This window comes from Micromonospora sp. ATA51 (genome assembly GCF_016802855.1).
In the GTDB taxonomy this organism is placed as follows: domain Bacteria; phylum Actinomycetota; class Actinomycetes; order Mycobacteriales; family Micromonosporaceae; genus Micromonospora; species Micromonospora sicca.
The window spans coordinates 1-16,140 of record NZ_JAEVHJ010000139.1 but is presented as its reverse complement, the minus strand read 5'-3'; the positions used below and the strand labels follow the sequence as shown (position 1 = coordinate 16,140).

Below are 16,140 nucleotides of genomic sequence, written 5' to 3'. Positions count from 1 at the left end.
CACCTCGGTGCCCGCGCCGACCCGGGCCACCAGCCAGCCCTCGGCGACCAGCTGGTCGTAGGCGGCGCTGACCGTACCCCGGGCGACGCCCAGCTCGGCGGCGAGCGCCCGGGTCGCCGGCAGCCGGGTCGATGGCGGCAGCCGGCCGTCGCGGATCGCGGCGCGCAACGCCCGCTCCAGCACGGCCCGCCGGCCGCCGGTCGCGTCCAGCTCCAGGTGCAGGTCGACGCCGAAATCGGCCCAGTCCATCGGCACGGGATTGGAGCTTACGGGCGGGCCATCCGCCGGCCGACAATCGGGCCATGACCGACTCCCGCTCCGCGGCCGCCCTGCGCGCCCTGCACCGCCCCGGCGACCCGCTGATCCTGCCGAACGCCTGGGACGCCGGGTCGGCCCGCGCGGTCGCCGCCGCCGGCTTCCCGGCGGTCGCGACCAGCAGCGCGGCCGTCGCCGAATCGCTCGGCCACGCCGACGGCGAGGCCACCCCGGTCGACGAGATGCTCGCCGCGGTGGCCCGGGTGGTCCGGTCCGTCCCGGTCCCGGTCACCGCCGACCTGGAGCGCGGGTACGGGCTGCGCCCGGCGAAGCTGGTCGACGGGCTGCTCGCCACCGGGGCGGCCGGGCTCAACCTCGAGGATTCCGACCCGCGTACGGGACAGCTGTGCGACGTGGCCGAACAGGCCGAGCTGCTCGCGGCCGTCCGGGCGGCGGCCGGGCCGGACCTGGTGGTCAACGCCCGGGTGGACGTCTTCCTGCACGCCACCGCCGACCACGCCGCAGGGTTCGACGAGGCGGTCCGCCGGGCCCGGCGCTACCTGGCGGCCGGCGCCGACTGCGTGTACCCGATCGTGCTGGCCGACCCGGAGCTGATCGGGCGGTTCGTGGCGGCGGTCGGCGGCCCGGTCAACGTGCTCCTGCGCGCCGGCACGCCCGGGGTGGCGGAGCTGGCCCGGCTCGGGGTGGCCCGGGTCAGTCTCGGCTCCGGCGTGTACGCCGCCGCCCGGCAGCGGGCCGCCGCGATGCTGACCGCGCTGGCCGCCGGCGGCGACCCGTTCGCCGGTTGATCGCCGCGTCGGGTTGCCACCGACCGGTACGGACGGCAAGGTGGGCGGATGAGCGGGGCGGACGAGACCCGGGACGGGGTCGCACTGACCAACCTGGACCAACCGCTGCTCGCCGGCGGGGACGTCACCAAGCGGGACCTGGTCGACTACCTGGACGCGGTGCGGGACCTGATCCTGCCCGGCCTGCGGGACCGGCCGCTCTCGGTGATCCGGCTGCTGCGCGGGCAGGACCCGTTCATGCAGAAGAACCTGCCGAAGTACACCCCGGAGTGGGTGCGGCGCACCTCGGTCTGGGCGGAGGCGTCGCACCGGCAGGTGTCGTACGCGCTCTGCGACGACCGGCGCACCCTGCTCTGGTTCGCCAACCAGCGGGCGATCGAGTACCACCCGACGCTCGGCACGGCGACCCACCCCGACCGCCCCACCTACCTGGTGCTCGACCTCGACCCGCCGGAGGGAGGCCCGTTCGGCACGGTCGTCCGGGCCGCCGAGTTGGTCCGGCGGGCGCTCGCCGGGGTCGGGCTGACCGGGGCGGTCAAGACCAGCGGCGCCAAGGGTCTGCACGTCTTCGTACCGGTGGTCGGGGAGACCACCGCGGAGGAGGCGGCGGCGGCCACCCGGGCCCTCGCGGTGCACACCGAGCGGCTCGACCCGGCGCTCGCCACCACCGCCTTCATCCGGGAGGACCGGGGCGGCCGGGTGTTCATCGACCCGACCCGGGCCGGCGGGGCGACGGTGGTGGCCGCGTACAGCCCGCGGATCCGGCCGGGCCTGCCGGTCTCCTTCCCGGTGGCCTGGGACGACCTGCCCGCGGTGACGCCGGCGGACTTCACCGTGCGGACCGTTCCGGCGCTGCTCGCCGACCGGGATCCGTGGGCCGCGGCGATGCCCGCGCCGCAGCGGCTCCCCGCCGACCTGGTCGCCGAGGGGCGGACCATCCCGGTGGCCCGGGTACAGGCCATGCACGAGGGTAAGCGCCGGCCCGGGCCCGCCGGGAGGGTGGCTGAGGACCGCCACCGTCCGGACCGAACCCGTCGACGACCGACCAGGGCCGCCGCCGAGGGTCAGGCCGGGGCGTCGGCCGGACCGGTCCCCGGCTGGCCGGCGACGCCGGCGTTGAGCGGGTCGGCCAGCAGCTTGTCGAAGGCCAGTTCGGCGGCGCCGATCAGGGGCGCGTCGCGGCCGAGGGCCGCCGCCTCCAACCGCACGTGCTCGCGGGAGGCGGGCAGCGCCATCTCGTCCAGGCGGCGGCGCACCGTGTCCGCGCCGACGGCGTAGACCTCGCGCAGGTAGCCGCCGAACACCACGCTGTCCGGGTTGACCACGTTGACCAGGTTGGCCACGCCGAAGCCGAGCCAGTCGGCGACCTGCTGGACCGCCGCCCGGGCGGTGGGCTCGGCGTCGGCGGCGGCCCGCAGGACCTCGGCGACCGCGGCCCGTTCCGCCGGATCCCGGCCGGCGTGCCGCAGCAGCGCCGCCTCGCCGACCTCGGTCTCCCAGCAGCCGCGCGAGCCGCACCCGCAGGGCAGGCCGTCCCGGTTGACCACCATGTGGCCGACCTTGCCGCTGTGCCCCCGGTGGCCGCGGACCAGCCGGCCGCCGATGATGATGCCGGCGCTGACGCCGAGGTCCCCGTGCAGGTAGACGAAATCGTCGACGCCCGCCGCCACGCCGCGGACGTGTTCGGCGAGGCCGGCGATGTCAGCCATGTCGGCGGCGACGAAGCCCGGGCCGGCGGCGAGCTCGGCCCCGAGCGCCGCGCCGAGCGCCTCGTCGGCACCGCCGATGCGGATCCGTCCGTCGGGGTCGCGGGTGGTGTCGGCGACGGCGACCGCGCCGCCGACGAAGAGCGCATCCGTGGCGACGGAGCGTTCCATGTCGCGGACCAGGTCGGCCAGCGGGCCGACGGCGTCGAAGGCCGACATCCCGCAGGGGCGGCCGGCCTCGCGCAGGTCGAGAATGCGACCGCCGAGGCCGATGCGGGCGGCGCGCAGCCGGTCCACCTCGATGCTCAGCGCGTGCGCGTAGACCCGTTCGGACCGCGGGCTCACGACCAGCGAGGGACGCCCGGCGCGGCGGGCGGTGGTCGGTGCCTCCTCGGTGACGAGACCGGTGGCGGCGAGGTCGGCCGCGAGCGCGCCGATGGTGCTGCGGTTGAGGCCGAGCCGGGTGGTCAGCTCGGCCCGGGAGGTCGGGCCGTGCACGTGGACGTGGCGCAGCACGGCGCCGAGGTTCTGCCGGCGGATCTCCTCCTGGCTGGCGCCGGGCGACGACGGCACCGGGAACGCCGGGTTGCGGCTGGGCCGGGGGACGCCGGATCGTACGGGTGTCGCCACGGTCGGGCCTCCTTCCGGCAGTTGTCGGGCGCCATGACGACGAAGGGTCCCGGAAGGAGGATTCCGGGACCCGACGTCGTTGCTGACTAGCCTGTGGTGCTTACTTGGTGAGCGGCGCGAGCTTCGGGTCGTTCGCGTACGCCTCGGCCGCGTTGGCCTTGGTGACCGCCACCGGCGGGAGCAGGTAGGTGTCCACGACCTTGCTGCCGTTGTTGTAGGACTTGGTGTCGTTCACCTCGGGGGTGTTACCGGCCTGCAGGGCCTTCACCATGGCGATGGTCTGCTTGACCAGGTTCCGGGTGTCCTTGTTGATCGTCATGTACTGCTCGCCAGCCATGATCGACTTGACCGACTCGACCTCGGAGTCCTGGCCGCTGACGACCGGGACCGGCTTGCCGGCGCCCTTGATCGAGGTGATGATCGCGCGGGCCAGCGTGTCGTTCGGGGAGAGAACGCCGTCCAGCTCCTTGTTGCCGTAGGTCGAGGTCAGCAGCTGGTCCATGCGGGCCTGCGCACCCTCGGCCTTCCAGCCCTGGATGGCGGTCTGCTTGACGTCGGTCTGCTTCGAGGCGACGACGACGTTGCCCTTGTCGATCTCCGGCTTGAGCACGCTCATCGCGCCGTTGAAGAAGACACCGGCGTTGTTGTCGTCCGGCGAGCCGGAGAAGAGCTCGATGTTGTACGGGCCGTTCGGCTTCTTGGCCTTCATGCCGTCCAGCAGGGCCTGGCCCTGGAGCTGGCCGACCTTGAAGTTGTCGAACGCGACGTAGTAGTCGAGGTCCGGCGTGTTGGTGATCAGACGGTCGTACGCGATGACCTTCGCGCCGGCCGCGTGCGCCGCGGCGACCTGGGTCGACAGCTGCGCGGCGTCGGTCGCGCCGATGACGATGACCTTGGCGCCCTTGGTGACCATGGCGGTGATCTGCGCCTGCTGGTCGGCGACCGTGGTGGACGCGCCGGCGTACTGCACGTCGCTCTTGAAACCGGCCTCCTTGAGGCCGTTGGTGAACAGGTCACCGGCGAGGACCCAGTTCTCCGAGGTCTTCGACGGCAGGGCGACGCCGATCAGGGAGTCGGCCGCGAAGCCCTTGGTGTCGCCCTTCGAGCCGCCGGAGTCCCCGTCGCGGCCGGAGCCGCAGGCGGTCGCGGTGAGAGCGAGCGCCGCGATGGCACCGATGGCCACCGACTTGCCAATGAGATTACGCATGACTGGGTAGAACCCTTCTGGAGAGGTGATACGGGGGAGAGGTCTGGTGACCGTCAGCCGGACACCGCCGTCCGGGCGGGCTCGCGCTCCGCGTCGGACGATGACGTGGGTGGGGTGGGTGTGTCACGACGGAACGAGCGCGTGATGCTCCCGATGACCGAGAAGCGTCCCTGGCTCTTGTTGTAGACGTCGATCGCGACGGCCAGCAGCAGGACCAGGCCCTTGATGATCTGGACCCGGTCGGTCCCGACGCCGAGGAGCTGGAGGCCGTTGTTGAGCACGGCCATGACCAGACCACCGACGATCGAGCCGCTGATGGTGCCGATGCCGCCGGCGACGGCCGCGCCACCGATGAAGACCGCGGCGATCGCGTCCAGCTCCCAGCCGTTGCCGTCCTGCGGGCCGGAGGCCGCCGAACGGGCCACGAAGATCATGCCGGCCAGTGCGGCCAGGACGGCCATGTTCATCATGACGAAGAAGTTGACCCGCTTGAGCTTCACACCGGAGAGCTCCGCGGCCCGGGAGTTGCCACCGACGGCGTAGATGTGCCGGCCGCCGGCGGTGTTCCGGGTGTAGAAGGAGTAGATCAGGATCAGCGCCACCAGGATGATGCCGGAGACCGGGAAGCTGGTGCCGACCCGGCCGCTGGCGAAGCGCAGCGAGGCGAAGACGATCGCGCCGACCATGACGGCCATCCGCAGCACCGAGACCCACATCGGGGCGGGATCGGCGTCCATCTCCCGGCGCGTCTTGCGCGCCTGGAACTCCCGCCACACCACGGCTACGCACGCGGCGAGGCCGAGCAGCAGGGTCAGGTTGTTGTAGCCGGTGTCCGGCCCGGCCTCGGGCAGGAAGCCGGAGCCGATCACCCGGAAGCCCTCGGGCACCGGGATCGTGTTCGCGTTGCCGATGAACTGGTTGCCGCCGCGGAACAGCAGCATGCCCGCCAGGGTGACGATGAATGCCGGCACCCCGATGTAGGCCACCCAGAAGCCCTGCCAGGCGCCGATGATCGCGCCGATCGCCAGGCCGAACAGGATGGCGACCGGCCAGGGCAGCGACCACTCCGCCATCGACTTGGCCACCAGGATGCCGGTGAAGGCGGCGATCGAGCCGACCGAGAGGTCGATGTGCCCGGCGACGATCACCATCAGCATGCCGATGGCCAGGATCAGGATGTACGAGTTCTGGTTGAACAGCGCGATCAGGTTGTCCGATCGCAGCGTCAGGCCGTCCGTCAGGATCTGGAACAGGACGATGATCGCCACCAGGGTGAAGATCATCCCGAACTGACGGGCGTTGGACGTGGTGCCTCCGAAGAGGTTCTTCTGCAGGTCCTTCAGTCGGCTCATCGTGTCTGCATCTTCTTCGTCGAGGTCATCTGCTTCATGAGGGTTTCCGGGTCCGCGTCCTGCCGGGCGATCTCGCCGGTGATGGTGCCTTCGAACACGGTGTAGATGCGGTCGCAGAGCCCGATCAGCTCAGGCAGTTCCGAGGAGATGACGACGACGCCCTTCCCCTGGTCGGCGAGCCGCTGGATGATGCCGTAGATCTCGTACTTGGCGCCCACGTCGATACCGCGGGTCGGCTCGTCGAGGATCAGCAGGTCCGGGTCCGTGAACATCCACTTCGCCAGCACGACCTTCTGCTGGTTGCCGCCCGAGAGCTTGGAGACGCTCTCGTCGACCGTCGGGGCCTTGGTCCGCAGTTCCTTGCGGTACGCCTCGGCCGCCTTGTACTCCGCCACCTCGTCGAGGACACCGTGGTGCGAGATCTTGGACAGCTTGGCGGCCACCGTGGACGCCTTGATGTCGTCGAGCAGGTTGAGGCCGATCGCCTTGCGGTCCTCGCTGACGTACGCGAGCCCGTGGGCGATCGCGTCCGCCACCGACTTCAGCACGATCTCCTTGCCGTCCTTGATGATCGTGCCCGACTCGTACACCCCGTACGAGCGGCCGAAGACGCTCATCGCCAGCTCGGTGCGGCCCGCGCCCATCAGCCCGGCGAAGCCCACGATCTCGCCGCGGCGGACGACGAAGCTCTCGTTCTTGCAGACCTGCCGCTCGGCGGAGATCGGGTGCCGGACGTTCCAGTCGCGGACCTCGAAGAAGACCTCGCCGATCTTCGGGGTGTGGTCCGGGAACCGGCTGCTCAGCTCGCGACCGACCATGCCCCGCACGATCCGGTCCTCGTCGGCGCCGTCCGCCTTGACGTCCAGCGTCTCCACGGTCCGGCCGTCGCGCAGGATGGTGATCTGGTCGGCGATCGCCTCGATCTCGTTCAGCTTGTGCGAGATCATGATCGAGGTGATGCCGCGCGAGCGGAAACCGCGGAGCAGGTCCAGCAGGTGCCGCGAGTCGGCCTCGTTCAGCGCGGCGGTCGGCTCGTCCAGGATGAGCAGCTTCACGTCCTTGGCGAACGCCTTGGCGATCTCCACGAGCTGCTGCTTGCCGACCCCGATGTCCTTGATCAGGGTGTCCGGGTCCTCCTGCAGGCCGACCCGGGCCATCAGGTCCAGCGCCATCCGGTTCGCGGACTTCCAGTCGATCGCGCCGCGCTTGCGGGGTTCGTTGCCGAGGAAGATGTTCTCGGCGATCGACATGTCCGGGATGAGCGCGAGCTCCTGGTGGATGATCACGATCCCGGCGTTTTCGCTGGAGCGGATGTCGGAGAAGCGGGTCTCCGCACCCTGGTAGATGATCTGACCGTCGTACGTGCCGTACGGGTAGACCCCGCTGAGGACCTTCATCAGCGTGGACTTGCCGGCACCGTTCTCACCGCAGATGGCGTGGATCTCGCCGGCGCGCACCACCAGGTTGACGTCGGAGAGGGCCTTGACTCCGGGGAACTCCTTGGTGATGGAACGCATCTCCAGGAGGATGGGCACGTCGCTCATCGCTCGTACCACCTCGCCAACGTCATGGATGCCTCCGGGGGGATGGCCTTCGCTGTTTTTGTTGCCGACGGCAACGTATTCCGACCCGAAGGCGATTCGCAAGGGCTGGGAGGCCTGCGCGGGTAACAATCCCGCAATATGGCGGTGCTCTGCGTCACCATGCCGTCACGCTGCCCTCAGCAGCCACTAAGGCATCCCACGCCCCGTCCGTGGGGCCCGATCGCGCGGGGTCGCCGGCTGTGACCTGGGGATCTCCCGGGGGCGGCCGGGGCGCCTCGACGCGGCGTTACCGGTGGGTGGTCGGAGCCGGAAGGGCCGTCCGGCGGCCGGGCAGGACCTGCCACACGGAAAACGCCCCGGCGTGCGCCGGGGCGTTTCTCGTTGGTTTTTGTTGTGCCCCCGGCAGGATTCGAACCTGCGCCCCCGCCTCCGGAGGGCGGTGCTCTATCCCCTGAGCTACGGGGGCTCAGCGACCCGAGAAGAGTAGCAAACCCCCTCCGGGATCGCCCAATCGGTATCCGGCGGCCCGCGACGTGTCGCTACCGCCGGTCGGACGGGGCCGCTCGCGGGCGCGACGGTCCGCGGCCGATCGTGCGCCGCCGCCAGTCGGCAACCGGTCAGGCGGCGACCAGGGCGCGGCCGCAGCTGGGCAGCGGGTGCAGGACGATGCGCCGGGGCAGTCGGCGCGGCCACTCGTTCTTCGGCCAGGAGCCGTCCACGATCAGGTGCACCGTCCGCTCCTCGGCGCCGCTGAGTCGCAGCACGAAGTCGCGGGGGAGCGGCGGGTCGACCGTGGGCGTGGTGATCATGAAGCGCACCCGGCCCCGGGAGGAGACCGCGGAGACCACGTCCGCCGCCGGCATGGTGCCGCGCAGCCGTACCCGGCCGATCCAGTAGACCTCGGCGAGGTGCTCCTGGGCGGCCCGGATGATCGCCGGGTACTCGCCGCGTACCCACCGCTCGACCGCGCCGACACAGAGCCCGCAGGCGCGCTCCCGGGGCTCCCGCGGACCCAACCCCCAGGCCCGCAGGTACGCCCCGACCGTGCCGGCGTCCATCGTCAGGTCGAACCGGCGCTGGATGAGGGCGTTCAGGCTCTGTCGCGTCCAGAGCTCCTCGTCCAGGCCGAACTCGTCGGGGTGGACGCCCCGCAGCGCGTCGATCAGTTCGAGTTCCTGTTCGCGGCTGAGCGTTCCCGACTCGCCCTGCCGCAGTCCGCGACGGACGGCTGCCACCGCCCCGTCACCGCCGATGGTGTGGCGCCGGCACCAACTGGTGACCGAGCGCCCTGCGTCTCTGAGTGCAACCCCCACGTCTTGGGCAACGAGCCCGAATCACAACTGGTCACGATATGTGGGGAGAAAAGTCTCCAAGCAACGTAATCGGTCGGATAGCTCAAACCGTTATAAAGCGGCATAACGGGCAGGTGCCCGCCGGAGACGCCGAGGGGCCTGCGTCGCGGACGACGCGGGCCCCTCGGTGCGGGACGGTACGACGGATCAGCCGCCCAGGCGCTTGAGCGCCGCCTGAAGGTTGGTGAGGTCCGTCTGCTGGGTGTTCTTCATGGTCTGCGCGACCGTCAGCACGTCGTCGTCGTGCCCCTCGTCGAGGATGCCCTGGATCATGTGGATCCCGCCGAGATGGTGCCGGATCATCAGCTGGAGGAAGAGCACGTCGAACTGGCGCCCCCGCGACCCGCTCAGCGTGGTGAGCTCCGCCGGGGTGGCCATGCCGGGCATCAACCCGTCCTTCACCAGCCCGGCGCCGTCCGGCATCCAGGCCATCGCCGGCTGGTCCCCGGTCGGGTCCAGCTTCCATAGCCGCAGCCACGTCTGCATGGTGCCGATCTCGCCCTGCTGGCCGGTGGCGATGTCGCCCCCGATCTGGCGTACCTCGGGGTCCTCGCCCTGCTGGAAGGCCATCAGCCCGAGCTGCACCGCCTGGGCGTGGTGGGTGCTCATGTCCCGGGCGAAGCCCGCCTCGGCCGAGCTGTCACCCGGTCGGGTGACCGTCGGGGTGAGCAGGCCGCCCGCGTACCCGAGGAGCAGCCCGACCACGACGGCAGCGGCCAGGGCCAGCGTGCCGAACCGGCGCGTGGCCCCCCGGCCGCCGTCGGCGGCGACCGGGGCCTCGTCGGGCGCGCTGTCCGTCGTGACGGGTGCGGTCATCGGCATCCTTACTGGGTGGGCTGCTCAGGCATCTGCTGGCCCAGGTCACGCGGCGTGGTGCCGGTCGCGGTGACGCCCTGGGCGCAGTTGGCGTTCGGGCCCTCGATGGAGGCGTTGACCCGCAGCGTCTTGATGAACTCGTCGATCCGGCCGTCGTCGGCGTTGTCGACCTTGAGCTGGAAGCCCCAGGCCTGGAGCGAGATCGGCTTGTCCAGCCCCTCGAACGGGCTGAGCATCAGCTTGTCCTTGCCCTGCACCTTGGCCTTGAGCTTGGCCACCTGGTCGGCCGGCAGGTCCGGCCGGTAGGTGATCCAGACCGTGCCGTGCTCCAGGCTGTGCACCGCGTGCTCGTTGGCGATCGGGGCGTCGTAGACGTCGCCCATGCAGTTCTGCCAGGACGGGTTGTGCGGGCCGGCGACCGGCGGGAGGACGTCGTACTTGATCGCGCCCTGCTGGTGCTTGCCGCCCTCGACCAGCGCCTTGTCCTTCTTGCGGAAGTCGACGACGCCATTGATCGCATCGGCCCGCTCCTGCCACGGCTGCGAACCGCGGTAGGCCGCGAAGGCGCCGTAGCCGATGATGGCGGCCGCCAGCACGCCGACGGCGACGAAGAGCGCGATCGGACCCCACGCGCGGCCCTGGCTCACCTTGACCGGCGCGATCGGCTTGCGGCCCTTGCCGCCGGCGGTCTGCCGCGGCGTGCCCTTGCCGGCGCCGGCCTTGCCACCGGACGGCTTGTCGGCAGCGGCCGGCCGGCCGGCGGCCGGCTTCTTGCCGGTGCTGACCACGGTCGCGGCGTTCCGGGCCGCCCGGGGTGCTGATGCTCATCGTGCCTCGTCAGGTCGGTCGGTCAGGGAGCTGGCGGGCGCGTTCACATGCTGGGTCGCCGCCGCGGTGCCCGAGTCTACCCCCGATAACATGGTTCGGTGACTCCCGCAGAACTCGCCGAGGTCGTCCTCTCCGCAGCCCACGCCGTCTTCGTCGACCGGGGGCTGGATCCGTCCGCGCTGCCCGCGCAGACCGTCGTCGAGCGACCCCGTAACCCCGAGCACGGCGACTACGCCTCGACGCTGGCGCTGCAGCTCAGCAAGAAGGTCGGCGTACCCCCACGGGAGCTGGCCGCCGCCCTGGCCGAGCGGCTGGGCCGGGCGCCCGGGATCAAGTCGGTGGAGATCGCCGGCCCGGGCTTCCTGAACATCCGGCTCGACGCGGCCGCCGCCGGGCAGCTCGCCAAGATGATCGTCGAGTCGGGCCCGGAGTACGGCCGCAGCGACACCCTCGCCGGCCAGAAGATCAACCTGGAGTTCGTCTCGGCGAACCCGACCGGCCCGGTGCACATCGGCGGGGTCCGCTGGGCGGCCGTCGGCGACGCGCTGAGCCGGCTGCTCCGTGCCACCGGGACGGACGTCGGCACCGAGTACTACTTCAACGACGCCGGCTCCCAGATCGACCGGTTCGCCCGGTCGCTGCTCGCCGCCGCCAAGGGCGAGCCGGCCCCGGAGGACGGCTACGGCGGGGCGTACCTCGCGGAGATCGCCGCCGAGGTGGTCAAGCGCCGGCCGGACGTGCTGGAGCTGGACGACGCCGCCGCCCAGGAGGTGTTCCGGGCCGAGGGCGTCGCGCTGATGTTCGAGGAGATCAAGTCCTCGCTGCGCGACTTCGGCGTCGAGTTCGACACCTACTTCAACGAGAAGGACCTGCACGACCGGGGCGAGCTGGACCAGGCGCTGGCCCGGCTGCGCGAGCAGGGGCACGTCTTCGAGGCCGAAGGCGCCACCTGGCTGCGCACCACCGACTTCGGCGACGACAAGGACCGGGTGCTGCGCAAGTCCAACGGCGAGTGGACGTACTTCGCCGCCGACTGCGCGTACTACCTGGACAAGCGCGAGCGCGGGTTCGAGCGCGTGGTGATCATGCTGGGCGCCGACCACCACGGCTACCTCGGCCGGATGAAGGCGATGGCCGCCTGCTTCGGCGACGACCCGGAGCGCAATCTGGAGATCCTCATCGGCCAGCTGGTCAACCTGGTCCGTGACGGCGCCCCGGTGCGGATGAGCAAGCGGGCCGGCACCGTGGTCACCCTGGAGGACCTGGTCGACGCGATCGGCGTGGACGCCGCCCGGTACGCGCTCGCCCGCTACTCGGCCGACTCGCCCATCGACATCGACGTGGAGCTGTGGACCCGGGCCAAGAACGACAACCCGGTCTACTACGTCCAGTACGTGGGCGCGCGGACGGCCGGCGTCGCGCGGCAGGCTGCCGAGGTGGGGCTGACCCGGGGCGCGCCGGAGGACTTCCGCCCGGAGCTGCTCGCCCACGAGAAGGAGCACGAGCTGCTCAAAGCGCTCGCCGGGTTCCCGGCCGTGGTGGCCACCGCCGCCGAGCTGCGCCAGCCGCACCGGCTTGCGCACTACCTGGAGCGGGACGTGGCGCCGGCGTTCCACCGGTTCTACGACCAGTGCCGGGTGACCCCGCAGGGCGACGAGGAGATCACCGACACCCACCGGGCCCGGCTCTGGCTGAACGACGCCACCCGGATGGTCATCGCCAACGGCCTGCGCCTGCTCGGCGTCTCCGCCCCGGAGAGGATGTAACTCCAGATGCGCGCTCACGAGGCCGGTGCCCTGCACGGTGACATCGGCAGCCGCCCGCCCTGGCTGCGTCCGCCGGGCGACGTCAACGCCCTGGTGCCGCAGCTCTGGCCGCGCAACGTGACCCGGGCCGCCGACGGCGCGCTCGCCGTCGCGGGGCTCAGTGTCCGCGACCTCGCCGCGGAGTACGGCACCCCGGTGTACGTCCTCGACGAGGACGACCTGCGGACGCGCTGTCGGGAGTTCCGGGCCGCCTTCCCGGACGCGGACGTCTACTACGCCGGCAAGGCGTTCCTCTGCCGGGCGGTGGTCCGGATGATTGCCGAGGAGGGCATGTTCCTCGACGTCTGCACGGGCGGCGAGCTGGCCACCGCGCTGTCGGCGGGGATGCCGCCGGAGCGGATCGGCTTCCACGGCAACAACAAGTCCGTGGCCGAGCTGAGCCGGGCCCTCGACGCCGGGGTGGGCCGGATCATCCTCGACTCGTTCACCGAGATCGACCGGCTCACCGCGTTGGCCCGCGAGCGCGGCGTACGCCCCCGGGTGCTGATCCGGGTGACGGTCGGCGTGGAGGCGCACACCCACGAGTTCATCGCCACCGCGCACGAGGACCAGAAGTTCGGTTTCTCGCTGGCCGGCGGGGCGGCCGCGGCGGCGGCCTTCAAGGTCATCGACGAGGACGTGCTGGAGCTGCGCGGGCTGCACTCGCACATCGGGTCGCAGATCTTCGACGCCAGCGGCTTCGAGGTCTCCGCCCGCCGGGTGCTCGGCCTCCAGGCGCAGATCCGCGACGCCCGCGGCGTGGAGCTGCCCGAGCTGGACCTGGGCGGCGGCTTCGGCATCGCGTACACCACCCAGGACGACCCGGCCGCGCCGCACGACCTGGCCAAGCGGCTCCGCAAGATCGTCGACGGGGAGTGCGCGGCCGAGAAGCTCGCCGTGCCGCACCTCTCCATCGAGCCCGGCCGGGCCATCGTCGGGCCCGCCGTCTTCACCCTCTACGAGGTCGGCACGGTCAAGGACGTCGACGGGATCCGGACGTACGTGAGCGTGGACGGCGGGATGAGCGACAACATCCGCACCGCGCTCTACGACGCGTCGTACTCGGCGACGGTGGCCAACCGGGCGTCGTCGGTCGAGCCGCTGCTCGCCCGCGTGGTGGGAAAGCACTGTGAGTCCGGGGACATCGTGGTGAAGGATGAATTCCTGCCCGCCGACGTGCAGCCCGGAGATCTTGTCGCGGTGCCCGGCACCGGGGCCTACTGCCGGAGCATGGCCAGCAACTACAACCATGTCCCGCGGCCGTCGGTCGTGGCCGTCCGCGACGGTCGGGCCCGTCTGATCGTTCGACGGGAGACCGAAGAAGACCTGCTCGCATTGGATGTCGGATGACCTCACCTGTGCGCCTGGCGCTGCTCGGCTGCGGCACCGTCGGCAGCGACGTGGTGCGGCTGCTGCACGAGCAGTCGGCCGACCTCGCCGCCCGGATCGGCGCCCCGCTGGAGATCGCCGGGATCGCCGTCCGCCGGCTCGGCCGGGACCGCGGCGACCTGCCCGTCGACCCCGCCCTGTTCACCACCGACCCGCTCGGCCTGATCAAGCGGGACGACGTCGACATCGTGGTGGAGGTCGTCGGCGGTATCGAGCCGGCCCGCGGTTGGCTGGTCGAGGCGCTGCGCGCCGGCAAGAGCGTGGTCACCGCCAACAAGGCGCTGCTCGCCGAGGACGGCGCGACGCTGCACGACGCGGCCGCCGAGGGCGGGGCCGACCTCTACTACGAGGCGTCGGTCGCCGGGGCGATCCCGCTGCTGCGCCCGCTGCGCGAGTCGCTGCACGGGGACCGGATCAACCGGGTCACCGGCATCGTCAACGGCACCACCAACTTCATCCTCTCCGCGATGGACGCCACCGGCGCCGGCTTCGCGGAGGCCCTCGAAGAGCCACCGAGCTGGGGTACGCCGAGGCGGACCCGACGGCCGACGTGGAGGGCTTCGACGCCGCCGCCAAGGCCGCCATCCTCGCCTCGCTGGCCTTCCACACCCGGGTCACCGCCGCCGACGTGCACCGGGAGGGCATCACCGAGGTGACCACCGCGGACGTGGCCAGCGCGAAGGCGATGGGGTGCACCATCAAGCTGCTCTGCATCGCCGCCCGCAACACCGACGCGGCGGGCCGGGAGACGGTCGGCGTGCGGGTGCACCCGGCGATGCTCCCGCTGACCCACCCGCTGGCGAGCGTCGGCGACGCGTTCAACGCGGTCTTCGTCGAGGCCGAGGCGGCTGGGCAGCTGATGTTCTACGGCCGCGGCGCGGGCGGCGCGCCGACCGCCAGCGCCGTCCTCGGCGACGTGGTGGCGGTGGCCCGTAACAGGCTCGCCGGGGTGCACGCGGCCAGCGAGTCCGCGTACGCCGACCTGGCGGTGCGGCCGATGGGCGAGGCGCTGACCCGCTACCACATCAGCCTCGACGTGGCGGACCGGCCGGGTGTGCTGGAGGCGGTGGCCGGGGTGTTCGCCCGGCACGAGGTCTCCATCGCCACCGTGCGGCAGGGCCCGGCGGGTGGCGGCCCCGCCGGCCGGGGCTCCGACGCCGAACTGGTCATCGTCACCCACGTGGCGCCGGACGCCGCGCTCGCGGCCACCGTCCGCGCGCTGCGCGGGCTGGAGATCGTCCGGTCGGTGACGAGCGTGCTGCGGGTCGAGGGCGGGCTGTAGGCGGTGTCCCGTCAGGTGGTTAATGCCGGGTGCGCCGGGCGGCGACCCGGGTTGCTGGTCCAGGCTTGACATGCGACAGGGCCGGTAGAGGCGAGGAGAGCGACATGTGGCGGGGCCTGATCGAGACGTACCGGGACCGGCTGCCGGTCACCGACGCCACCCCGGTCGTCACCCTGCACGAGGGGAACACCCCACTGCTGCCCGCGCCGGTGCTCTCCGCCCGGCTCGGCTGCGAGGTGCACCTCAAGGTCGAGGGGGCCAACCCGACCGGCTCGTTCAAGGACCGGGGCATGACCGTCGCGGTCTCCAAGGCGGTCGAGGCCGGTGACAAGGCGATCATCTGCGCCTCCACCGGCAACACCAGCGCCTCCGCCGCCGCGTACGCGGCCCGGGCCGGGATCACCTGTGCGGTGCTGGTGCCGCAGGGCAAGATCGCGCTGGGCAAGCTGGCCCAGGCGCTGGTGCACGGCGCCAGGCTGCTCCAGGTCCAGGGCAACTTCGACGACTGCCTGGCGCTGGCCGGCAAGCTCGCCCAGGACTACCCGGTGGCCCTGGTCAACTCGGTCAACATCAACCGGCTGCACGGGCAGAAGACCGCCGCCTTCGAGATCGTCGAGGCGCTCGGCGACGCGCCGGACATCCACTGCCTGCCGGTCGGCAACGCCGGCAACATCTCCGCCTACTGGATGGGCTACTCGGAGGACCGGTCGGCCGGCAACGCCACAAAGGCACCGAAGATGTACGGCTTCCAGGCCGCCGGCGCCGCCCCCATCGTCACCGGCCAGGTCGTGCACGAGCCGTCCACCATCGCCACCGCCATCCGGATCGGCAACCCGGCGAGCTGGACCAAGGCGGTCGACGCCCGGGACGCCTCGGACGGCCTGATCGCGGCGGTCACCGACCGGGAGATCCTGTCGGCGTACCGGCTGCTGGCCCGGGAGGTCGGCGTCTTCGTCGAGCTGGGCAGCGCGGCCAGCGTGGCCGGCCTGCTGCAGCAGCGCCGCGGGCCGGGTCCCGCCCGGCTCCACCGTGGTCTGCACGGTCACCGGCCACGGCCTCAAGGACCCCGAGTGGGCCATCTCCACGGCCCCGGCCCCCACCACCATCGCCAACGACCCCCTGGCCGCCGCCCGCTCCCTGGACCTCGCCTAACCCCCACCCCCAC

10 protein-coding genes, 1 tRNA gene and 4 pseudogenes are annotated in these 16,140 nt (G+C 71.9%); 6 read left to right on the top strand and 9 right to left on the bottom strand.

Annotation, left to right across the window (positions count from 1 at the left end; all coding sequences use genetic code 11):
* Positions 1–249: GntR family transcriptional regulator (locus JNW87_RS21020; protein ID WP_238454242.1), on the bottom strand; the 249-nt coding region annotated here is incomplete at its 3' end.
* 53 nt (positions 250–302) lie between these two features.
* Between JNW87_RS21020 and JNW87_RS21015 the strand changes: the two genes are divergently transcribed.
* Both JNW87_RS21015 and JNW87_RS21010 read left to right on the top strand, forming a co-directional pair.
* On the top strand, positions 303–1,064 hold the full coding sequence (locus tag JNW87_RS21015) for an isocitrate lyase/phosphoenolpyruvate mutase family protein (RefSeq protein ID WP_109803770.1): 762 nt from the start codon (positions 303–305) through the stop codon (positions 1,062–1,064).
* Between the two features lie 48 nt (positions 1,065–1,112).
* Positions 1,113–2,071 (top strand): annotated as a pseudogene (locus JNW87_RS21010) (DNA polymerase domain-containing protein).
* A gap of 57 nt (positions 2,072–2,128) precedes the next feature.
* Here the strand turns inward: JNW87_RS21010 and JNW87_RS21005 are convergent.
* The 8 genes and pseudogenes from JNW87_RS21005 to JNW87_RS20970 all read right to left on the bottom strand — a co-directional run bounded on the left by JNW87_RS21005 (position 2,129) and on the right by JNW87_RS20970 (position 10,499).
* Positions 2,129–3,400 carry an ROK family transcriptional regulator gene (locus JNW87_RS21005; RefSeq protein ID WP_109803768.1) on the bottom strand — a complete coding sequence of 424 codons (1,272 nt, stop codon included), beginning with the start codon at positions 3,398–3,400 and terminating at the stop codon, positions 2,129–2,131.
* A gap of 100 nt (positions 3,401–3,500) precedes the next feature.
* A complete protein-coding gene (locus tag JNW87_RS21000) occupies positions 3,501–4,607 on the bottom strand; it encodes a sugar-binding protein (RefSeq protein ID WP_109803767.1) in 1,107 nt (368 codons plus the stop codon).
* 53 nt (positions 4,608–4,660) lie between these two features.
* The gene (gene mmsB, locus JNW87_RS20995; RefSeq protein WP_109803766.1) at positions 4,661–5,959 is read right to left on the bottom strand and encodes a multiple monosaccharide ABC transporter permease; all 1,299 of its coding nucleotides are present in this window, start codon (positions 5,957–5,959) and stop codon (positions 4,661–4,663) included.
* Entirely contained in the window at positions 5,956–7,503 is a 1,548-nt protein-coding gene (mmsA, locus tag JNW87_RS20990; RefSeq protein WP_109803765.1) for a multiple monosaccharide ABC transporter ATP-binding protein, read from the bottom strand. The genes mmsB and mmsA overlap by 4 nt, the downstream gene beginning before the upstream one ends.
* A gap of 394 nt (positions 7,504–7,897) precedes the next feature.
* A tRNA-Arg gene (locus tag JNW87_RS20985) sits at positions 7,898–7,969 on the bottom strand.
* Between the two features lie 151 nt (positions 7,970–8,120).
* Positions 8,121–8,816: a winged helix-turn-helix domain-containing protein gene (locus JNW87_RS20980; RefSeq protein ID WP_109803764.1), complete on the bottom strand. Its 696-nt coding sequence runs from the start codon at positions 8,814–8,816 to the stop codon at positions 8,121–8,123.
* Positions 8,817–9,002: 186 nt separating this feature from the next.
* Entirely contained in the window at positions 9,003–9,671 is a 669-nt protein-coding gene (locus JNW87_RS20975) for a DUF305 domain-containing protein (protein WP_109803763.1), read from the bottom strand.
* Positions 9,672–9,679: 8 nt separating this feature from the next.
* Positions 9,680–10,499, bottom strand: a pseudogene (locus JNW87_RS20970) (DUF3105 domain-containing protein).
* A gap of 98 nt (positions 10,500–10,597) precedes the next feature.
* On the opposite strand from JNW87_RS20970, the gene argS reads away from it, so the two are divergent.
* From argS to thrC, 4 genes and pseudogenes are all read left to right on the top strand, one after another.
* Entirely contained in the window at positions 10,598–12,265 is a 1,668-nt protein-coding gene (gene argS / locus JNW87_RS20965) for an arginine--tRNA ligase (protein ID WP_238454241.1), read from the top strand.
* A 6-nt stretch (positions 12,266–12,271) separates the two neighbouring features.
* Complete coding sequence (lysA, locus tag JNW87_RS20960; protein ID WP_109803760.1) at positions 12,272–13,654, top strand: diaminopimelate decarboxylase; 1,383 nt, start codon at positions 12,272–12,274, stop codon at positions 13,652–13,654.
* A gap of 8 nt (positions 13,655–13,662) precedes the next feature.
* Positions 13,663–14,975: pseudogene (locus JNW87_RS20955) on the top strand (homoserine dehydrogenase).
* Positions 14,976–15,079: 104 nt separating this feature from the next.
* Positions 15,080–16,127, top strand: a pseudogene (thrC, locus tag JNW87_RS20950) (threonine synthase).
* Positions 16,128–16,140: the final 13 nt, after the last annotated feature.